The 20,625-nt window shown below is 39.7% G+C and carries 18 protein-coding genes; 15 read left to right on the top strand and 3 right to left on the bottom strand.

Going from position 1 to position 20,625, the window contains the following annotated elements:
* Positions 1-32: 32 nt before the first annotated feature.
* The 4 genes from CWC30_RS14255 to CWC30_RS14240 all read left to right on the top strand — a co-directional run bounded on the left by CWC30_RS14255 (position 33) and on the right by CWC30_RS14240 (position 3,665).
* Positions 33-506, top strand: coding sequence for a YehS family protein (locus tag CWC30_RS14255; RefSeq protein ID WP_024601041.1), 474 nt, complete (start codon positions 33-35; stop codon positions 504-506).
* A gap of 386 nt (positions 507-892) precedes the next feature.
* Entirely contained in the window at positions 893-2,245 is a 1,353-nt protein-coding gene (gdhA, locus tag CWC30_RS14250) for an NADP-specific glutamate dehydrogenase (RefSeq protein WP_138627423.1), read from the top strand.
* 377 nt (positions 2,246-2,622) lie between these two features.
* Positions 2,623-3,348, top strand: a complete 726-nt coding sequence (locus tag CWC30_RS14245; RefSeq protein WP_138627422.1) for a DUF6236 family protein — start codon at positions 2,623-2,625, stop codon at positions 3,346-3,348.
* Between the two features lie 131 nt (positions 3,349-3,479).
* Positions 3,480-3,665 carry a hypothetical protein gene (locus CWC30_RS14240; protein ID WP_249929878.1) on the top strand — a complete coding sequence of 62 codons (186 nt, stop codon included), beginning with the start codon at positions 3,480-3,482 and terminating at the stop codon, positions 3,663-3,665.
* A gap of 323 nt (positions 3,666-3,988) precedes the next feature.
* Here CWC30_RS14240 and CWC30_RS14235 read toward each other — a convergent pair whose 3' ends face one another.
* Both CWC30_RS14235 and CWC30_RS14230 read right to left on the bottom strand, forming a co-directional pair.
* The gene (locus tag CWC30_RS14235) at positions 3,989-5,722 is read right to left on the bottom strand and encodes an AMP-binding protein (RefSeq protein WP_138627421.1); all 1,734 of its coding nucleotides are present in this window, start codon (positions 5,720-5,722) and stop codon (positions 3,989-3,991) included.
* 169 nt (positions 5,723-5,891) lie between these two features.
* Positions 5,892-6,338, bottom strand: coding sequence for a DUF3010 family protein (locus CWC30_RS14230; RefSeq protein WP_010389888.1), 447 nt, complete (start codon positions 6,336-6,338; stop codon positions 5,892-5,894).
* A 565-nt stretch (positions 6,339-6,903) separates the two neighbouring features.
* On the opposite strand from CWC30_RS14230, the gene thrS reads away from it, so the two are divergent.
* From thrS to CWC30_RS14180, 10 genes are all read left to right on the top strand, one after another.
* Positions 6,904-8,814, top strand: coding sequence for a threonine--tRNA ligase (thrS, locus tag CWC30_RS14225; protein WP_069439415.1), 1,911 nt, complete (start codon positions 6,904-6,906; stop codon positions 8,812-8,814).
* A gap of 59 nt (positions 8,815-8,873) precedes the next feature.
* Complete coding sequence (gene infC / locus CWC30_RS14220; RefSeq protein WP_008110479.1) at positions 8,874-9,434, top strand: translation initiation factor IF-3; 561 nt, start codon at positions 8,874-8,876, stop codon at positions 9,432-9,434.
* A gap of 212 nt (positions 9,435-9,646) precedes the next feature.
* Positions 9,647-9,847, top strand: coding sequence for a 50S ribosomal protein L35 (rpmI, locus tag CWC30_RS14215; protein WP_004587840.1), 201 nt, complete (start codon positions 9,647-9,649; stop codon positions 9,845-9,847).
* A 15-nt stretch (positions 9,848-9,862) separates the two neighbouring features.
* Positions 9,863-10,225 carry a 50S ribosomal protein L20 gene (gene rplT, locus CWC30_RS14210; protein ID WP_008110477.1) on the top strand — a complete coding sequence of 121 codons (363 nt, stop codon included), beginning with the start codon at positions 9,863-9,865 and terminating at the stop codon, positions 10,223-10,225.
* 306 nt (positions 10,226-10,531) lie between these two features.
* A complete protein-coding gene (locus tag CWC30_RS14205; RefSeq protein WP_138627420.1) occupies positions 10,532-12,349 on the top strand; it encodes a M14 family metallopeptidase in 1,818 nt (605 codons plus the stop codon).
* A 1-nt stretch (position 12,350) separates the two neighbouring features.
* On the top strand, positions 12,351-12,992 hold the full coding sequence (locus CWC30_RS14200; RefSeq protein ID WP_036982802.1) for an MBL fold metallo-hydrolase: 642 nt from the start codon (positions 12,351-12,353) through the stop codon (positions 12,990-12,992).
* Positions 12,993-13,076: 84 nt separating this feature from the next.
* Positions 13,077-13,535 (top strand): Lrp/AsnC family transcriptional regulator, encoded by a 459-nt coding sequence (locus CWC30_RS14195; RefSeq protein ID WP_008110469.1) that lies wholly within the window; start codon positions 13,077-13,079, stop codon positions 13,533-13,535.
* Positions 13,536-13,649: 114 nt separating this feature from the next.
* Positions 13,650-15,206 carry a SulP family inorganic anion transporter gene (locus CWC30_RS14190; RefSeq protein WP_138627419.1) on the top strand — a complete coding sequence of 519 codons (1,557 nt, stop codon included), beginning with the start codon at positions 13,650-13,652 and terminating at the stop codon, positions 15,204-15,206.
* A 270-nt stretch (positions 15,207-15,476) separates the two neighbouring features.
* Complete coding sequence (locus tag CWC30_RS14185; protein ID WP_008110465.1) at positions 15,477-16,550, top strand: sensor histidine kinase; 1,074 nt, start codon at positions 15,477-15,479, stop codon at positions 16,548-16,550.
* Positions 16,547-17,371, top strand: coding sequence for a LytR/AlgR family response regulator transcription factor (locus CWC30_RS14180; protein WP_008110464.1), 825 nt, complete (start codon positions 16,547-16,549; stop codon positions 17,369-17,371). The genes CWC30_RS14185 and CWC30_RS14180 overlap by 4 nt, the downstream gene beginning before the upstream one ends.
* 60 nt (positions 17,372-17,431) lie before the next feature.
* Here the strand turns inward: CWC30_RS14180 and pyk are convergent, their stop codons facing one another.
* Positions 17,432-18,868 carry a pyruvate kinase gene (gene pyk / locus CWC30_RS14175; protein ID WP_036982801.1) on the bottom strand — a complete coding sequence of 479 codons (1,437 nt, stop codon included), beginning with the start codon at positions 18,866-18,868 and terminating at the stop codon, positions 17,432-17,434.
* Between the two features lie 350 nt (positions 18,869-19,218).
* On the opposite strand from pyk, the gene gnd reads away from it, so the two are divergent.
* The gene (gnd, locus tag CWC30_RS14170) at positions 19,219-20,592 is read left to right on the top strand and encodes an NADP-dependent phosphogluconate dehydrogenase (protein WP_138627418.1); all 1,374 of its coding nucleotides are present in this window, start codon (positions 19,219-19,221) and stop codon (positions 20,590-20,592) included.
* Positions 20,593-20,625 lie beyond the last annotated feature (33 nt).

Raw genomic sequence — 20,625 nt, 5'->3', positions numbered from 1 at the left:
TTGCTGAGCACTTATTTACCTTGGAATTTACTTTGACAAATAACGATATTTTACGCCGTATTCGCTACACCTTTGATTTAACAGATTCAGCTATGGTTGATGTTTTCGCCGCAGCAGCGCAGAGCGTAAGCACTGAGCAGGTGATTGCATGGTTAACTAAAGAGGGCGAGCCTGGGTATACCCCAATAAGTGACACTGAATTTGCGGTATTTTTAAATGGTTTTATAAATACCAAGCGCGGCAAGCGTGAAGGTGAGCAGCCAGAGCCTGAAAGTAAATTGAACAACAATATTATTTTTATGAAGCTACGTATTGCTTTAAATATGAAAGCAGAAGATGTGATCGCGACCTTGGCGTTGGTTGATTTTGATTTAAGTAAACATGAGCTAAGCGCATTTTCACGTAAAGTTGAAAACAAGCATTACCGTGTGTGTAACGATCAAATCTTGCGTTTATTTTTAACCGGTGTACAGCGTACTTTTCGCCCAGATGGCGAAAAAGCTTAATGCATTTTATGGAGGTTGAATACAACCTCCATTTTGACCTCTCCACATTTACTCAATTATCCGTCTATTCTTCTACAACTTCAGTCTCATAAAGCATTTTATTTTGTCGCTCTCGTAAAAGTGTAGAGTCGTATTTTGTTTTACTATTTTTTTAATACTTTTAACATGTTATTCATTCAAGCGGCTGTTTTTAGCATATAAATTCTTTTTTAATGAGTTTTTATACAAAAGAAACAACAATTTAATTCAACATCAAACACGTGCATCCAGTTTATCTATGATGTTAAAGTGTAAAAATAATGATCGGATAATTAATTTCTTCACTAGCAATAGCATTGATCATTTTTCCTATTTCAAATTAAAAATACCTACATGGAAGAATAAATATGAATTATATACACAGAACAATTGCGCAATTAAAGCAGACGAGCCCTGCGCAATGTGAGTTTTATCAAGCAGTGGAAGAAGTGCTAGACTCGCTAGAGCCTATATTTGCGCAAACCAGTCATTACCAACAACAAGCAATTATTCAAAGAATGGTAGAGCCAGAGCGCCAGTTAATGTTTCGTGTGCCTTGGGTTGATGATGAGGGCAATATTCAAGTGAATAAAGGCTACCGAATCGAATTTAATTCAGCGCTGGGCCCTTACAAAGGCGGCTTACGTTTTCATCCAAGTGTAAATGCCAGCATCATAAAATTTTTAGGCTTTGAACAAATTTTTAAAAATGCACTGACTGGTTTGCCTATAGGCGGTGGAAAAGGAGGCGCTAATTTTGATCCTAAAGGACGCTCTGATGGCGAGATAATGCGTTTTTGCCAATCGTTTATGACCGAGTTATATCGCCACATTGGTCCTACAACCGATGTACCTGCAGGAGATATTGGCGTAGGGGCAAGAGAAATTGGTTATATGTTTGGCCAATATAAACGCTTAACAGGGCGCTATGAAGGCGTACTAACCGGTAAAAGCTTACTTTGGAGCGGATCGCTTGCTCGCAAAGAAGCAACGGGTTATGGCGCAGTTTATTTTGCTAACTATATGCTTGAAGATCGTGATGACAGCTTATCAGGAAAACGCTGTTTAATTTCAGGCTCAGGCAATGTGGCTATTTATGCCATGGAAAAGTTATATCAACTTGGTGCAACACCAATTACCTGTAGTGACTCAAAAGGCACTTTGTACGATGAGAATGGTATTGATTTAAAGCTGATAAAACAGCTCAAAGAGCAATCAAGAGGGTGTTTAAGTGACTACTTAGATACTCATCCTCAAGCCAAGTATACCCCTCGCGATGATTACCCAGAGGATGGTCATGCTGTATGGCGTTACAGTGCGGATGCGGCATTCCCTTGTGCCACGCAAAATGAATTAACCCAAGCGGATGCAAAAGCACTACTTGAAAATGGTTGTATTTTAGTCAGTGAAGGGGCGAATATGCCTTCAACCAAAGAAGCGATTGATTGCTTTATTGAAGCAAAAATAGCTTATGGCCCTGGCAAAGCAGCAAATGCAGGTGGGGTGGCAACGAGCCAATTAGAAATGGCACAAAATGCCAGTATGCAAAGCTGGACGTTTGAGCAAGTAGATGAAAAGCTTAAACAAATAATGAAAGATATTTTCACCACAGCCAACGACACCGCAAAGGAGTTTGATCAACCCGGCAACCTACTATTAGGCGCTAATATTGCTGGATTTAGACGTGTAGCCGATGCAATGATTGAACAAGGTGTAGTGTAACCGCTCGCTTAATTTTTAAGCTGTTTTAATTGGACACTGAAAAAGTTAAATTCATTCCTACTTCTTTGAGTAGGAGCTTAATTTTCTCCGATAACATTATTAAACGCCGTTTTGGGGCAAAATACCTTGCTTAGTTCCTAGCTGTTTTAATTACTTGTTTACAAAGGTAATTATTGGTGAAATTATCAGGGTATGTGATATACACCTTTTGGTGTGTTATAAACCACCAAAGCGGTGTTCAATATGCTGTTAGCACTCTAATCTGAGGTCTGTATGAATAAAAAAGGAATAGTAGTATCTCCACCTTTCAAGCCTATTTATACGGGGGAGTCAGTTGTGGCGGATCTCCTGATCCAATAGAGTTACGAAAGTATCTTATGTATTGGGACGAAATAGATTACCCATCTAATATGTTAATTCATGTTTCTTCTCCTGAAATTGATTATTTAGAGCAGTCAGGAAAACTAAAACGCACTCATGTTCGCTTTCAAGGAACAATAAACACGGGTCAAGGTGAGTTCTTCATTCAGGCTCAAGAAGCCGCGTTTAGGAAAAATCAAGATGAAGAGCCAGGTTGCTGGACGATCGCACAACTTGCTGATATCCCTTTTTACACTCAACAAAATGTAAGTGTTGGTGTTGAAGTTGAACTTTATGACATGCTACCAGTTCCAAGTGCGGATACGCCATTAGCAGACATTTTAGAGTTTAAGGAAAAAAGGCAAGATGAATTAACTGCATTCCGTTGTCATATGGATGAAGTAAACGAAAATATCTTGAGTTCAAGAAATGTACCACGCGCTAGAAATGCACAATTGGATCGCATTGAATTGGCGCTAAAAGATATTGATAAAACTTTAAATGAGTCAGGTGTAAAACGAGTTACAACTCATTTAAAAAATGTAATTAATGCTGATTTCTCTGGTATTGCTGGTGCGGGTCTCGGAAGCGCAGGTATTTCAGCATTTATTGGAATGTCTCCTTTAATTGCAGGTGTAGCTGGCGCAGGTTTAGTTTTTGGCGTCAAAAGCTTAATGATGCCATCAAATCAATGCCCTACTGATTTAAATTACATTAATAGTATTAGAAAAAACTTTCGGTAGGCGAGTGCTAACAAGGCGTTTAAACGTAACTAAAACAGTGGGTTTCGCTTCGCTACACATTTTAACCCACAATTTTAGTCCGCTTCACGCGGCGTTAGTAATACATGAATATTTCGCATGTGGAGTTGCCAATGAATAACGAAACAAATAACCCTCGCATTAAAGAAGGTGTTGAGCCAAAAGACCTAATTAAAATGCAAACTGAAGTTGGTTTAATTGAATCAATGTTTCAGTCGAAGACGCTCACAGCTATAGTCATCATTGCAATTATTTTGCTGGGTGGCTTTTTCATGTTCTTGTCTAAGGTGGCAGGTTAGCCGCAACAGAATGTATTGCTAACAAGCATCTAAATCCGACATTGCCAGCTGCCACACTTTTAGCAAACAATGCAAAAAAGCCCACCAGTGTAAGGCGCATTAGGCGGGCGTTATCCATTTCCGCAATTGGCACTTATCCGACCTACGTCAAAATGTAGGTTGGTTAAGCCGAAGGCGCCACCCAACAATCTTTCAAATTCATTTTTTGCCCATAATTGGCACATCTTTAACTATCAGACTTAATTGAGTCTTAGCTCGATAATTTATAATAAAATACAATGCAACGCTTAATCGTTGCATTGTAATAAAGTAGCCGTTAATTATTACGAAAATGCTGACTCGGCGAGCTCTTCTTGCATTTGTTCGCGCATTTTAAATTTTTGCAATTTGCCGGTTACCGTCATCGGGTAATTTTCAACAAAGCGAATGTATTTAGGCTGTTTAAAGTAGGCGAGTTTGTCTTTTAAAAATAATCGAATTGCTTGCTCATCAAGTACTTCACCTTCTTTAGGCTGGATCCAGGCACACACTTCTTCGCCAAACTTTTCATCACTAATGCCAAAAATAGAGGCGTCTTGTATACCCGGGTAGGTGTATAAAACCTCCTCAATCTCACGGGGATATATATTTTCACCACCGCGAATAATCATGTCTTTAATTCTGCCAACAATACTAACAAAGCCTTCACTGTCCATTACCCCTAAATCGCCTGAATGTAACCAACCTTGATCATCGATAGTGGCTTTGGTTTTTTCTTCATCATTCCAATAGCAACGCATAATGCCAGCTCCACGGCTACAAACTTCACCAGGCTGGCCTATTTTTTGAATTTCACCCAGTTCATCAATAATTTTTACTTCAGTGTGCGCAAGCGCTCGTCCTACTGTGGTGACTTGACGCTCAATTGATGAGTCGGTTTCAGTGATATTGTTGATTGGGCTACACTCTGTTTGTCCATAGGCTATAACGACTTGGTTCATATTCATGAGTGTTTGTACTTTACGCATAACTTGTTCGGGGCAGGTTGAGCCTGCCATAACGCCGGTTCGTAATGTACTTAAATCATAATCACTAAAGTTATTAAGCTCTAATTCGCTTATAAACATGGTAGGCACGCCATGAAGCCCGGTACATTTTTCTTGTTGTACCACCTCTAATGTGGTTTTTGGATCGAAAGAATCACTTGGATAAATAGCTGCAGCGCCTTTACTTACGCACAATAAGCTGCCTAAAACCATGCCAAAGCAATGATAAAGCGGTACAGGGATACACAGCTTATCATGTTCAGTAAAATGCATTGCTTGGGCAACAAGCAGTGCATTATTAAGAATGTTTTTATGCGTTAGCGTAGCCCCTTTAGGGTTTCCTGTGGTGCCAGAGGTAAACTGAATATTAATGTCTTGATTACAGTTTAGGGTTTTAGCCACCGCTTGAAGTTCTAACTGGTGGGCATCTGAGGGCATGGCGAGTACTTCATTAAACGAAAACATACCATTTACTGGCTCATCACCTATACAAATTACATTTTTTAATGAAGGAAGCTGAGCGGCTTTTAATTCCCCTTTTTGGCAACTATTTAGCTCTGGGGCTAAACTTTGTAGCATATTAACGTAGTGACTGCCCTTAAACGCTGTGGCAGTAATAAGTGTAGAGCATTCAACACTATTAAGCGCATATTGCAGTTCATTTGGGCGGTAAGCTGGGTTAATACACACCATGATTGCGCCGATTTTGGCCGTGGCAAATTGAGTTAAGCACCATTGTATATTGTTCGGTGACCAAATACCGACCCTGTCACCTGATTTAACCCCTAATGCCAACAACCCCATAGCAAGTTGATTAATCTGCTGCTGAAACTCCTTATAGTTTAAGCGAATATTTTGGTGAGCAACAACAACTGCCAATGCCTCTGGGTTATTGTCGACAATTGAATCAAGGTATTCTCCAATAGTTTGCTCTATTAGCGGTGTGCTTTGAATCCCCTTAAAATAACTATTTGATAGCGGTATAGTGTTTATTTGTTCTACTTCTTTATGCACTGTTTGTGTCGCTTTCATGACATTCTCCATGTTTTTATCTATCCAAGGCTTGTTGATTAAATAAACATGAATTGTCGACAAAGGGAAGAGGGTTAGACTAATGTCTTACACTTTTATTTGAAAATTTAGACATAAAAAAACGCGTAATATTGAGCTATTACGCGTTTTTACATGGATGCAATTGGTATTACATTTCGTCGCTGCGGTAGGTTTTTTTCATGATATAAACGTAAGCATTAACGAATGCATTTTCTTGATATTTTTTAAGACCAGTGTCTTCGAACGCGATAGGGATTGGGTTGCGTTTTACTTGCTCTTTTATTTCGGTGGTTGAAAACACGCGAACATCGAGGTTGTCGATTAATTGAATAGCCGTTTCCATTTTGAACCCTTTAGCGCTACCTGCAAATTTACCTTTAGGCTGGCGTTCGCGAATGGCAACAGAATCAATTTGGTAATCTTGCATCAGCTTTGCAAAATCAAATTGAAATTTACGCATTATTTCAGTGTCGTTACCGTTACCTAAGGTAAAGCGTGTTTGGCGCACGTCACGAATATCAAAAACGTCATTATCTTTACTTAAAATACAAAGTAGTACATCACTACCGGTAATTTCTACACCACATGTTCTCATTGCTAATCTCTACTATAACTTAATTACCCGTTATTATACGCAACACGCATTAAAATGCGAGTTTAAGCACTTACAGTGGTGTTTTTGTTTGCGCTTAACGTCCATTCGTCATTTTGATGTAACAAGGTCTGTTTATCTTTGCGGCTAAATGTGCAGCCCTCCTTTTTTTAGCTAAGACAGCGCTATGGTTTGTTTACTTTAAACAGGTGTGAGCGTTGCTCAATTTTTACTTAGCACCAGGTGATAGCTCCCGGGCTTTAACTAAATCGCCCCTAGATTAAACAAATCCTAATACTGAAAACTCAACAGACTCTTATTAAACGTTATTAATTGCACTTTTATGGTAAAATTGGGTGGTTTTTAATAGCTTAAAACTTGTAATTAATGCTGCAGCACGCGACAATAACTTTCTTGTAGTTGAGCAGACTCAGCATCTACATTAGCCATTTACGGCGAAAAATAGTCAATGCTTATTCGTAAAAGCGTTGTCGAGTCATTCTCATTTAATTAATTAAAAATACACGTGATACATTGTAGGTGTCACCACTGTATGTAAGGATTTATAATGCCAGTTATTACTCTTCCTGACGGTAGTCAGCGTAGTTTTGAAAACCCTGTAAGCACTCTTGATGTAGCAAACGATATAGGCCCTGGTCTTGCTAAAGCCACCATTGCGGGTCGTGTTAATGGCGAACGCGTAGATGCGTGTGATTTAATTAGTGACGATTCTCGTCTTGAGATCATTACCGTAAAAGACGACGATGGCCTAGAGATTATTCGCCACTCGTGTGCGCACTTAATTGGTCATGCTGTTAAACAACTTTTCCCTGATGCAAAAATGGCGATTGGTCCAACAATTGATAACGGTTTTTACTACGATATTGATATGGAACATTCGTTATCTCAAGATGATCTTGATGCCATTGAAAAACGTATGCTACAGCTTGCAAAAACAAACTACGACGTAGTGAAAAAAACCGTTAGCTGGCAAGAAGCGCGCGACACTTTTGCAGCGCGTGGCGAAACATACAAAATTGAAATACTAGACGAAAATATCGCACAAGATGACCGTCCAGGTTTATATCATCACGAAGAATACATCGATATGTGTCGTGGTCCTCATGTGCCAAACATGAAATTTTGTCAAAACTTCAAAATTATGAAAGTGGCCGGCGCATACTGGCGCGGTGATAGTGAAAACAAAATGCTACAGCGTATTTACGGCACAGCATGGGGCGATAAAAAGCAACTTAAAGCGTATTTAAAGCGTTTAGAAGAGGCTGAGAAGCGCGATCACCGTCGTATCGGTAAAGCACTCGATTTATGGCACTGGCAAGAAGAAGCGCCAGGTATGGTATTTTGGCACAACGATGGTTGGAGCATTTACCGCGAGCTAGAAGACTTTGTGCGTGAAAAATTACGTGAGTACCAATACGAAGAAGTGAAAGGTCCAATGATGATGGATCGCTCTTTGTGGGAAAAATCAGGGCATTGGGAAAAATATTCAGAGGCAATGTTTACCACTGAATCTGAAAAGCGTGAATACGCAATTAAACCAATGAATTGCCCAGGCCACGTACAAATTTTCAACCAAGGTTTAAAATCGTACCGTGACTTACCACTACGTATGGCAGAGTTTGGTTGTTGTCACCGTAATGAACCATCAGGCGCGCTTCATGGCTTAATGCGTGTACGCGGCTTTACCCAAGATGATGCTCATGTATTTTGTACAGAAGAGCAAATCATGGATGAAGTATCGGCCTGTATTAAAATGGTTTACGATACCTATGAAACATTTGGTTTCGAAAAAATTGTTGTTAAACTTTCAACTCGCCCAGAGCAACGTATTGGCGAAGATGAAATGTGGGACAAAGCAGAGCTTGCACTTGCTGACGCACTTAAAGCAAATGACATTGAATTTGATTATTTACCAGGTGAAGGGGCGTTTTATGGCCCTAAAATTGAATTTACTTTGTACGATTGCTTAGACAGAGCGTGGCAGTGTGGTACAGTGCAACTAGATTTTGCATTACCGGGTCGTTTGGGCGCTACTTATGTAGCTGAAAATAACGAACGTCGCACACCTGTTATGATACACCGCGCTATTTTAGGGTCTATTGAGCGTTTTATCGGTATTTTAACAGAAGAGTACGCTGGTTTATTCCCAACGTGGCTTGCGCCTAAGCAAGTGGTGATTATGAATATCACCGATAAACAAGCACCTTATGTGCAGGAAATTGTACAAAAATTAAATAAACTTGGAATTAGAGCCGCTGCTGACTTGAGAAATGAGAAGATTGGCTTTAAAATCCGAGAACATACACTTAAGCGTATTCCTTACTTACTGGTTGTTGGCGATAAAGAAGTTGAACAACAGCAAGTAGCAGTACGAACTCGCACAGGTGAAGACCTAGGCAAATTTAATGTCGATGATTTTATCGCTAAAATCAGTGAAGAAATCAAAAATCGACAGTAAAAATCGAGCGTGTAGGGCAATCACAAACGGCCAACTACACGCTTATATTATTGATATTCTTGGAGGAACGTACCATTAGAGGCGGCAAGAAAGGGCAACAAACAGCTCAAAAAAATCGTATTAACGAAGAAATTACAGCGCTAGAAGTTCGTTTAATCGACATCGACGGCGAACAAGCTGGAATTCAGTCATTAAAAGACGCGCAAGCTATGGCTGATGCAGCGGGTGTTGATCTTGTAGAGATCAGTCCAAACGCTGAGCCGCCTGTTTGTAAGGTTATGGACTACGGTAAGTTCATCTTTGAAAAAAGCAAAGAACTAAAAGAGCAGAAGAAAAAGCAAAAGCAAATCCAGATTAAAGAAATCAAATTCCGTCCGGGAACGGATGAAGGCGATTATCAGGTTAAGCTGCGCAACTTACGTAAGTTCTTAGAAGCTGGCGATAAAGCTAAGATAACTATCCGCTTCCGTGGTCGTGAAATGGCTCACCAAGAAATTGGTATCGAATTATTAAACCGTATTAAAACCGATTTAGAAGAGTTAGCAGTTGTTGAGTCTTTCCCAAATCGTGTTGAAGGTCGTCAAATGGTTATGATGATGGCACCGGTTGCTAAAAAGTAATAATTAGGCGATAATACGCACCGAATTTAGCTCAGGTTTGCAAGTGGTGTGAAAATGTCCACCTGAGTTAACCGGTTTTAAAGTAAAATTGCGGTATTTATATCGGGTTTTCACCGGAACATAGCAGTAAGTTAGGCCTTTAAAGTGGAGCTATAGCAATATATCTCACGCCTTCTTACTAAATTTTAAGCAATACAATTGGAGTTATTGCAATGGCTTACAAGCTAAAAAGTCACAGAGGCGCAGCTAAGCGTTTCAAAAAGACTGCTTCTGGCGGTTTCAAGCGTAAACAAGCGCATCTTCGTCACATTCTGACTAAGAAAACTTCTAAGCGTAAGTTACACCTACGTCCTAAGATGATGGTTCATAAAAATGACCATGGTCTAGTTTCACGTATGTTACCATTCGCTTAATAGGGGTTTTTAGAAATGGCAAGAGTTAAACGCGGCGTTGTCGCACGTGCACGTCACAAAAAAGTTTTAAAACAAGCGAAAGGTTACTACGGAGCACGTTCACGTGTTTACCGCGTAGCTTTCCAGGCTGTTACTAAAGCGGGTCAATACGCTTACCGTGACCGCCGTGCTAAGAAACGTACTTTCCGTCAACTATGGATTGCACGTATCAATGCTGCTTCACGTCAAAATGGTCTGTCTTACAGCCGTTTTATCAATGGTCTTAAAAAGACATCTGTAGAAATCGATCGTAAGATCCTTGCAGATATCGCTGTTTACGACCAAGTTGCATTCGCAGCGCTTGTAGCAAAAGCAAAAGAAGGCCTAGCGGCAGCTTAAGTTTTTGTATAAGTAATGAAAAGGAGCCCATGGCTCCTTTTTTTGTGCCTGTAATTTACTGTTTTAGCTATGTCATACCTTTTAGTGCCGTGTATCCATTTAACTTAAATTAGCTAAACCAGAATTTTAGGCATGTTCATTGTTGCTCTTAAGGTTGATATTAATTATGTTTTTATCAGTACTTGAGCAAATAATCAAAGGGAACTGCAGTTGGCTGCATTTTTTTGTTGAACCACCGCAGTTTTGGCATCTAAAAAGCTTTAATTGCTATAATTTCTTTAATTAATGCGTTTGCTAGAGAAGTATATGTTTATAAGTTTATTGGTTTTATCTGCAAGTATGGCAAATAGCGATCATTTACCGCCATTATTACCATGGGAAGGTAGTAGTACCTCACTATTACAACAACAGGGACCTTTAACCACAGACTTTGAAATTTCTGCGGGTGTCTCGTCTCCTAATTATGCTGATACCATGGCATTTGTTGGTAGGTTGGTAGCGGCGAATCCCACTCAATTTAAATCAAAAACGATTGGCTATAGTAATAGTAAACGAGCAATAAAAATGTTGATTGCCAGCGAACAAGGTTTTTTTAATGCGGGGCAAATGGCCAATAGCACCAAACCAACCGTGCTTATTCAGGCTGGTATTCACGCTGGTGAGATTGATGGTAAAGATGCAATGTTTATGTTGCTTAGAGATATTGCTACGGGTAAACGACGCGATATATTAAAAAAGGTAAACATTTTATTTATTCCAATATTAAACGTTGATGGTCACGAGCGTAGTAGTGCGTTTAATCGTATTAATCAGCGTGGCCCTGTCAAAATGGGTTTTAGAACAAACGCAAATAATCTTAATTTAAATCGTGATTTCACTAAATTAGATACCCCCGAGGTTAAAAGCGTACTTGCAGTCATTAACGATTATAATCCGAATTTATATATAGACGTACATGTGACTGATGGGGCTGATTACCAATACGATGTCACCTACGGCTATAACCCAGTATTTGCTAGCGAGTCGCCTGCCATTTCAGATGCGCTTAACCGTTATTTTAAACCAGTGATTGATCAAACTCTCGCTGAGCAAGGCCATATTCCGGGCCCTTTAGTGTTCGTTATGGATAAGCAAGAATTTAAATCGGGGCTGGCCGGTTGGGTTGCCACACCGCGGTTTTCAAACGGGTGGGGTGATTTAAAGTCATTGCCTACCATTTTAGTTGAAAACCATTCTTTAAAGCCATACAAACAACGCGTGTTAGGGACTTATGTGTTTATAGATGGTGCTATTGAAGCATTATCAGCGCATAAAGATAAACTCGCTAATGCAGTAAAAAAAGAACAAGAATTTGTTCCTAAGCAATTAATTGTTAAGCGTGGTTACTCTGAGCAGCCTGATCATATCGCGTTTAAAGGTATTGCTTATTCTAAAAGCCTGAGCCCATTGTCAAATCAACAAGAAGTAAGCTATTTGGGTAAAAAACAAGATTATGACAAGCTGCCTATTTTTTGGCAAAAAGAGGTGCAGCACAGGGTTGAAGTACCAAAATCATTTTTTATTCCACCTGTTTACACCGATATTATTGAGAAATTAGTCCTGCATGGGGTGTCAGTTAATAAGCTCAGTGGTGCCAACACTCAGCCATTAAAAATGGCAAAAGTAGCGCAATATAGTTTTGATAAAGCGCCATTTGAAGGGCGTTTTAGAGTGTCGGCTAGTTTTGATTATGTACCAGCTACAAATGTGGATTTAGATGGTTGGTTTGAAGTGAGTACACAGCAAAAGGTAGGAGAGTTAGCTGTCCACTTGCTACATCCTGAGGCACCAGATTCATTTTTTGCTTGGGGGGAGTTTAATAGTATTTTTCAGCGCACTGAATATATGGAAAATTATGCTTTGATACCGTTTGCTGAAAAAATGCTTGCTGATGACCCAAAATTAGCCCAAGAATTTGATAAAAAAGTAAACCAGGATAAAGACTTTGCTAAGAACGCTGATGCACGTTTAAATTGGTTATATGAGCATAGCCCATTTTATGATCAAGCTTATTTAAAATACCCAATTTTAATGTCATACGAAGAGAATATAGTTATTCCAGCGCAAAAAGATAAAGAAATATAAGATGAAAATAATCACTATTCCCGTAACCCCGTTTATGCAAAATTGCCGCATTATAGTATGTGAACAAACCCAGCAAGCTGTCGTGGTTGACCCTGGCGGTGATGCTGACAAAATTAATGCAGCACTTAAGCAGCATAATTTATCATTGGCAGCGATTTGGTTAACCCATGGGCATTTAGATCATGTGGGCGCTGCGCATAATTTACGCGAGCAACACAAGGTAAAAATGATTGGACCTCATGAGGATGAACGTTTTTGGTTCGACAATTTACCGATGCAAGCCACTATGTTTGGCTTTAAACCGATCAATTCCTTCTATCCTGATGAATGGTTAGCTCATGGTGATAGTATCAAGGTTGGGCTGCTTGAATTTAAAGTACTTCATTGCCCAGGGCATACACCAGGGCATGTTGTGTTTTATCAACAAGCACACAATACGGTTATCGTCGGGGATGTTATTTTCAAAGGTTCAATAGGGCGTACCGACTTTCCTAGAGGCGACAGCAAGCAGCTAATCGACTCTATAGTGCAACATATCATGACATTACCACCGAACACTGCAATTTTAAGTGGTCATGGTAACAACACCCATGTTGCTCATGAACAGGCTACTAACCCATTTGTAAGTGGCCAGTTTGGTTGATGTGCATATTTGTTAAAAATAAGCAGACTGCTTTTTAAAAAGGCTGTATAATTTAACCAATTTATTAGATAAATAAGAAATAAAATGTCTCTAAATCACGTAGATCGCCAAATATTGGCACTTTTACAACAAGATGCAAGTTTATCAACTGCTGAGATTGCAGACAAAGTCGGACTTTCTCAGTCTCCTTGTTGGCGTCGTATTGCTAAATTAGAACAAGATGGCTATATCAAAAGTAAAGTCGCATTGCTTGATGAAAAAAAGCTGGGCTTTGATATGTTGGTTTACGCCCATGTACGTTTATCAAACCATGGTAAAAAGAATTTAGCTGAGTTTGAAAAATTAATACTTAGCTATGATGAAGTGACTGAATGTTACACCATGGCTGGCACTATGGACTTTATGTTGCGTATTATTTCTCAAGGCATAGAAGGTTATGAGCACTTTGTACGCGATAACTTGCTTAGCTTAGAATATGTACAAGAGGTTCATTCTAATGTGACCATGACGTGTGTTAAACGAAGCACAGCACTGCCACTTTAAACTTTACTAAGCAGCTAAAAACACACAGGCTGAATTAACTATAATTGTGAAATGAGCGCTAATTCGATAAAATCTAGCGCTTTTTTTGTTAGCGAAATAAAACTGAGGAACTCAATGTTTAACTTACTCAGCAGAGCGCCAAGCTCTGCTAAAAACGATATTCTCTCTGGATTGACAGTGGCACTTGCCTTGATCCCAGAAGCTGTTGCATTTGCCTTTGTTGCAAATGTAGAACCTCTTATTGGTTTATACGCTGCATTTATTGTGGGCTTAATTACGGCTATTTTTGGTGGTCGTCCGGGTATGATTTCGGGTGCAACCGGTGCATTAGCGGTTGTGATGGTAAGTTTAGTACTTGATCACGGAGTGGAATACCTATTTGCCACTGTGTTGCTGATGGGGCTACTACAAATATTGGCTGGGGTATTTAAGCTCGGTAAATTTATTCGTATGGTTCCACATCCTGTTATGCTCGGTTTCGTTAACGGTTTAGCGATTGTTATATTTTTAGCCCAGCTTGGACAGTTTAAAGTGCCTGATGGTGCTGGCGGCCAAATGTGGATGACGGGCAGTGCGCTTTACATCATGTTAGGTTTAGTGGCGCTAACGATGGCAATTATTCATTTTTTACCAAAATTAACTACCGCGGTGCCTTCATCACTGGTTGCTATTGTTACTGTAACGGGTTTAGTGATTGGTCTTGATTTAGAAGCACGTACGGTACTTGATTTCTTAAAAGGCATGACAGGAAATGAAGCTGCAACCATTGCCGGTGGCTTACCAAAGTTTCATATTCCTATGGTGCCTTTTAATTTAGAAACACTACAAATTATCTTTCCATATGCGCTTATTTTAGCAGCAATTGGCTTAATTGAATCGCTGTTAACGCTAAGCTTGATTGACGAAATTACAGAAACCCGTGGCCATTCTAATAAAGAATGTATTGGCCAAGGTGCGGCCAACGTCACATGTGGCTTTTTTGGTGCAATGGGTGGCTGTGCCATGATTGGCCAATCCATGATCAATATTAATTCAGGTGGACGTTCGCGTTTATCAGGTATTAGTGCCGCATTGATGTTACTGGCATTTATTATCTTCGCTTCAAGCTTAATCGAAATGATTCCACTGGCCGCATTAGTTGGGGTTATGTTTATGGTGGTACTGGGTACATTTGAATGGGCGAGTTTCAAAATGATGAAACGTGTGCCTTTATCTGATGCTTTTGTAATTGTATTAGTTTCGGGTGTAACGGTTATTACCGACCTTGCGATTGCGGTGTGTGTAGGTGTTATTGTCTCTGCGTTAGTGTTTGCATGGCAGCATGCAAAACATATTTACACAACTAACTATATTGATAAAGAAGGTTCAAAAGTGTACGAGCTACATGGGCCTTTATTTTTTGGTTCGGTTAAAAACTTTGCTGATTTATTTGATGTTAAGAACGACCCTAAAGATGTGATTGTTGAGTTTAAATACAGCCGCGTTGCGGATCATAGTGCGATTGAGGCCATCGACAGTTTAGCTGACAAATACAATAAAGCGGGTAAAAAGCTGCACTTGCGTCACTTAAGTAAAGACTGTACAGAACTACTTCATAAAGCACGTGACTTAGTTGAAGTGAACGTAATTGAAGATCCGACTTATAAAGTTGCTTCAGATAAGCTTGCTTAAAAAATAAAAGTAAACATTGATAAGCGAAAGGTGGATGCCTTTCGCTTTTTTTATGCGTTTTAAACCATCCGCCAGGGGTAATTGCAACACGAGTTTTAGTTTGTCTAATGTAACAACTAATGTAACAACTAAACCAGAACTGAACATCCATCCTGTATTTATTTAATTTATTGTTTGCGATAGGGCTATTAAAAAGTAAGACAGTTGGTAGTGCTATACCTGACGATAAATCGATATAATAGTGACAAATTTACAAGGTAATAATTAATTTTGAATTGGCAGTCTTTAATTGATAACAGGCAACGTTTTTTCTGGCTTTTGCAAATTGCAGGCTGGATAGGTTATGCGTTAGTTAACTACATTGGTTCTAAAGTATTCGAAATGCGTGATATTTACGTATTCGTTATTTTACTAAACGCCTATGCGGGCTGTTTAATGACTGTGCCTCTGCGTTATATTTATCGCAAAATTTGGAATGCCTCACCTTGGGTATTAATTATTGTTGTATTTGGCGCCTCTTATATAACCGGTACATTATGGGCCGTGGTGCAAAAGTTTAACCTGTGGGAAATTTATCGCCACGGATACCGTCCTGAAGAATGGTTTTATTATTTACAACAAGGACTTGATTCTGTTTATATTATTTTGTGTTGGAGTGGTTTGTACTTTGGTGTTAAGTATTACCAGTTATTACAAAGTGAACGTCAAAAAGCCTTAAAAGCGACCACAATGGCGCACGAAGCGCAGTTAAAAATGCTTAGATACCAGCTAAATCCTCATTTTTTGTTTAATACGCTCAATGCAATATCAACCTTAGTTTTGGTAAAAGAAAATAAAGATGCTAACTTGATGGTATCTAAATTGAGTGACTTTTTACGCTATACGCTTAATACTGATCCAATTAAAAAAGTGCCGCTGGAGCAAGAGTTACATGCATTAATGCTCTATTTAGAAATTGAACGTGTACGTTTTGATGAGCGCTTACAAGTTAATGTGGACGTGAGTGAGCAGGCCAAACAAGCATTAGTGCCAAGCTTAATATTACAACCGATCATCGAAAATGCCATTAAGTACGCCATTGCCCATATGTCAGAAGGTGGTGTTATTGATATAAAAGCGCAAGTTTTTGCTAATGAATTATTACTTGAAGTGGGCGATAATGGGCCTGGCACTGATATTGAAAATGGTCAGTTAGTTAATGCACAAGGCGTAGGGGTGGCAAACACCCGAGACAGATTAAAAACGCTCTACGAAAATAATTACTCGTTTGTATTATCACATAATACGCCAAGTGGATTAAAAGTTAATCTGCGTGTCCCGTTTGAGAAGGCTGTGAAGAAATGACAAGAATAAAAACGCTTATTGTTGATGATGAACCATTAGCACGTAAAGGTTTAGCCGTCAGGCTTGAAGAGTTTTCTGATATTGAAGTGATCAAACTGTGTAGCTCAGGTTTTGATGCGATTGAAAGTTGTAAAAACGAAAAAATTGATCTTGTCTTTCTTGATATTCAAATGCCTGGTATGAACGGTTTTGAAGTCGCACGTGCTTTAAGTGAAAGCAGTAAAGATTTACCTGCCATTGTGTTTGTTACGGCGTTTGATCACTTTGCTGTTAAAGCATTTGAAATTCATGCTTTAGATTACATTTTAAAACCCGTTGATGATAACAGATTAAAACAGGCGGTAGAAAAAGTGCATACCTATTTAAAAACTCAGCAGGATAACGCCCATAAGAAAAAACTAGCGAGTTTCGTAGCAGGGATAACAGGTAATAACTGCGAAGAAATTCTAAAGAAATTAGCCACTGGCGATACTTTAACTGATCGTCGCTATCCTGAATCATTGGCTGTAAAAGAGCAGGGGGAAATTGTCAGAGTACCTGTTGCTACTATACAATGGGTAGATGCGGCAGGTGATTACATGTGTCTGCATTGCCAAGATGGGCAAACGCATATATTACGTAAAACTATGAAAGAGCTTGAACAAGAATTGGATCCAAGCCTATTTGTACGTGTTCATCGCAGCGCGATTGTTAACACCAAACAAATTAGCAAGCTGGTAACTCAGGTTAGTGGTGAATATTTATTAGTGTTAGATAACGGGCAAGAGCTTAAAGTAAGTAGAAGTTACCGTGATAAAGTAAAAGCAGCATTAGCTAGCTAACTTTAATAAATAGCATAAAAAACGCGAGCTTTTAGCTCGCGTTTTTTATGCGTGTTACGATTACGAAACCGTGACTATTTTCATCGTGTTGGTTGCACCAATCGTTTCCATCGCATCACCGTGGGTAATGATCACGGTATCGCCTGCTTGTAAAGAGCCTGCGGCTACGAGTGTGCTTAATGCATCTTTAACCATGCTATCTTTTTCGCATTTTGTAGAGTCAAAAAATACAGGGTAAACACCACGATATAGTGCTGTTTGACCTAATGTACTAGCATGACGTGAAAGTGAATAAATAGGCAGTCCAGAGCTAATACGCGACATCAATTTTGCCGTGCTACCTGACTCAGTAAGCGTGATAATCGCTTTAACAGAGTCTAAGTGGTTAGCTGCATACATAGCTGATAAGGCAATTGATTCGGCATTAGAAGAAAAACGGCTGTCTAAACGATGTTTAGAAACGTGTGTTTCTTTTTGCGATTCAGCACCTAAACAAACACGCGCCATAGTCGCAACGGTTTCTTCCGGGTAATCACCCGCGGCTGTTTCAGCAGAAAGCATCACTGCATCTGTGCCATCAAGTACTGCATTGGCAACATCCATAACTTCTGCGCGTGTTGGCATAGGGTTATCGATCATCGATTCCATCATTTGCGTAGCGGTTACTACGGTACGATTTAATGAACGAGCACGACGAATAATAAGTTTTTGTTTACCCATCAGTGCAGCATCACCAATTTCAACACCTAAGTCGCCACGGGCAACCATAACAGCGTCAGACGCTAAAATAATGTCATCAACTGCTTCTTGTGTTTCTACTGCTTCAGCACGCTCAATTTTAGCTAAAAGCTGTGCATTAGAGCCTGCAGCCTCCGCTAATGAACGTACATAACGCATATCATCGCCACTGCGAGGAAAAGAAACCGCAATGTAATCAACACCAATTTCAGCAGCAGTGATTAAATCTTCCTTATCCTTTTCCGTAAATGCAGGTGCCGTTAAGCCACCACCTAAACGGTTAATCCCTTTATTATTAGAAAGGACGCCGCCAACAGTCACAATGGTGTGAACTAAGTGACCTTCAACACTTTCTACAGTAAGTTGAATTAAGCCATCGTTTAATAGCAATAAATCACCAGGGGCAACATCTTGTGGTAGCTCTTTGTAGTCAATACCGACGGCGTTAATATCGCCTTGGCCTTTTTCCATTTTGGCATCAAGAATAAATTTTGCACCAACAGATAAGGTCACTTTGCCTTCTTTGAAGGTTGAAACGCGAATTTTTGGGCCTTGTAAGTCAGCGAGAATCGCGATGTGCTTACCAAGTTTAGTTGCAATATCTCGAACAGCTTGTGCACGGTTTTTGTGATCTTGTGCAACACCGTGTGAGAAATTTAATCGAACGACATTTGCGCCTGCACGAATAATTTTTTCTAAGTTATTATCTCTATCTGTTGCAGGTCCAAGTGTCGCGACTATTTTTGTACGTCTTAACATTAAATTCTCCTGTGTGCTTTTTTTAAGCAAGTTGACGGTTATTTTATTTTTAGCGATTACTAATAAAGAGCAATCTTTAGTTTTATGCAATTTTTATAACATTGCGACTATTATATACAAAATGAATATGTCATCATTATGACACCGGTGTCACAGGGCGTCAATGATCTAAAAATTTAAATAGCACTGCTATTTCTTGCCCTGAGAGAGCGGTTTTTTGATATAATTGCGGCGTTTATTTTAACTGTAATAAATGCATGTAGCTTTGCTCATGGCTGCGGTCTGAGTATAATGCACGCGGTATTATTTTAATTTACTAACCAAATAGTTGTTACCGAGGAGGGCACTAAATGCAAGTTGCATTAGTAGGGTTAGGCGTTATGGGGAAAAATCTTGCCCTGAACTTGATTGAAAAAGGGATAACGCTTGTCGCTTATGACAAAAACCCAAATGCGGGTGAAGAATTACTAAGTTGTGCTAAATCACAAGGCATGGCTGATAAACTTCACATTGTCTCTGATCTAGGGGATATGGTTAGGCGTTTAGAAGCACCGCGTTCTATTTTATTACTTGTGCCTGCTGGTGAGTTAGTTGATGCGGTTTGCAACGAGCTTATTGAAGCGGGTGTTCAGTGTAGTGACATTATTGTTGATTGTGGCAACAGTAATTACAAAGACGGTATTAACCGTAAGCTCAAATACCAAGATAAGTTTGAATTTGCCACTATGGGTATTTCAGGCGGTGCCGAGGGTGCACGTCACGGTCCAGCTATGATGGCCAGTGGTTCTGAAGGTGGCTGGGAGCGTGTCGAGCCATGGTTTACAAAGGTTGCTGCAAGCTATAAAGGCGAGTCGTGTTTTGCGCGTGTGGGCCAGTCAGCCAGCGGCCATTTTGTAAAAATGGTTCACAATGGAATTGAATACGCACTCATGCAACTGATTGCTGAAGTGTATCAGCTACTTCGTCACGGCACTAATCGCTCACCTAAAGAAATTGCAGAGATATTTAACGAATGGTCTCAAGGGCAGCTAAATAGCTATTTACTGTCAATTTCAAGCCATATTTTATCACTTGAAAATTCGAATAATATTCCGCTTGTAGATTTAATTGACAATAAAGTAGGCGCAAAAGGCACCGGTTTATGGACAGCACAAAACGCCCTTGAATTAGGTATTGCGGTACCGTCGCTAGTGGCTGCTGTACAAGCTCGTCATTTAACCAATGCGTGTAATACCACTGCCGCACAAGAAATGACGTACAGCGCACAAAATACCACGCAAGTAGATATTGATTTAGACGAGCTTAAAGATGCATTTACCCTTGCGAGCCTGTTGGCATACCGTCAAGGACTTGCATTAATTAAAGGCGCTTCACGAACTCATCAATGGAAAGTTGATTTAGCGAAAACGCTACAAACATGGCGTGCAGGGTGTATTATCCGTGCTGATTACCTTGATAGTGTAGCGCAAGGCGTTGAGTTTATTGACACGCTTGAAAAAGAGTCATTAGCGATGCGTAAAGTGACTGGCCAAGCCGTTATGACGGGTCTGGCGTTTCCTGTGCTTAGTGCAACACAAACCTACTTAGCTACGCTAACAACACCAAGTAATGGGCACTTAGTTCAAGCCCAGCGTGATTACTTTGGTGAGCACGGCATTAAAACTCACAGTGGTGAAACGTGTCATTTAACTGACTTAGTTGATATTGACGCAAAAGTTCGTTAATAAAATCTAAGTAAACAAAAAAGGACGCTATAT

This window comes from Pseudoalteromonas sp. S4741 (genome assembly GCF_005886135.1).
GTDB classification, from domain to species: domain Bacteria; phylum Pseudomonadota; class Gammaproteobacteria; order Enterobacterales; family Alteromonadaceae; genus Pseudoalteromonas; species Pseudoalteromonas tetraodonis.
Note: the sequence above shows the minus strand (reverse complement) of the source record. Positions and strands in the feature narration are given on the sequence as shown.

What these genes read in the sequence shown, in the direction of transcription:
- gnd (WP_138627418.1), top strand. Translation starts at nt 19,219, where the DNA reads ATGCAAGTTGCATTAGTAGGGTTAGGCGTTATGGGGAAAAATCTTGCC.
- CWC30_RS14230 (WP_010389888.1), bottom strand. Translation starts at nt 6,338, where the DNA reads ATGAGAACATGTGGTGTAGAAATTACCGGTAGTGATGTACTACTTTGT.
- rplT (WP_008110477.1), top strand. Translation starts at nt 9,863, where the DNA reads ATGGCAAGAGTTAAACGCGGCGTTGTCGCACGTGCACGTCACAAAAAA.
- CWC30_RS14205 (WP_138627420.1), top strand. Translation starts at nt 10,532, where the DNA reads ATGTTTATAAGTTTATTGGTTTTATCTGCAAGTATGGCAAATAGCGAT.
- CWC30_RS14235 (WP_138627421.1), bottom strand. Translation starts at nt 5,722, where the DNA reads ATGAAAGCGACACAAACAGTGCATAAAGAAGTAGAACAAATAAACACT.
- CWC30_RS14200 (WP_036982802.1), top strand. Translation starts at nt 12,351, where the DNA reads ATGAAAATAATCACTATTCCCGTAACCCCGTTTATGCAAAATTGCCGC.
- rpmI (WP_004587840.1), top strand. Translation starts at nt 9,647, where the DNA reads ATGGCTTACAAGCTAAAAAGTCACAGAGGCGCAGCTAAGCGTTTCAAA.
- CWC30_RS14245 (WP_138627422.1), top strand. Translation starts at nt 2,623, where the DNA reads ATGTATTGGGACGAAATAGATTACCCATCTAATATGTTAATTCATGTT.
- thrS (WP_069439415.1), top strand. Translation starts at nt 6,904, where the DNA reads ATGCCAGTTATTACTCTTCCTGACGGTAGTCAGCGTAGTTTTGAAAAC.
- CWC30_RS14195 (WP_008110469.1), top strand. Translation starts at nt 13,077, where the DNA reads ATGTCTCTAAATCACGTAGATCGCCAAATATTGGCACTTTTACAACAA.
- CWC30_RS14190 (WP_138627419.1), top strand. Translation starts at nt 13,650, where the DNA reads ATGTTTAACTTACTCAGCAGAGCGCCAAGCTCTGCTAAAAACGATATT.
- CWC30_RS14240 (WP_249929878.1), top strand. Translation starts at nt 3,480, where the DNA reads ATGAATAACGAAACAAATAACCCTCGCATTAAAGAAGGTGTTGAGCCA.
- gdhA (WP_138627423.1), top strand. Translation starts at nt 893, where the DNA reads ATGAATTATATACACAGAACAATTGCGCAATTAAAGCAGACGAGCCCT.
- pyk (WP_036982801.1), bottom strand. Translation starts at nt 18,868, where the DNA reads ATGTTAAGACGTACAAAAATAGTCGCGACACTTGGACCTGCAACAGAT.
- CWC30_RS14180 (WP_008110464.1), top strand. Translation starts at nt 16,547, where the DNA reads ATGACAAGAATAAAAACGCTTATTGTTGATGATGAACCATTAGCACGT.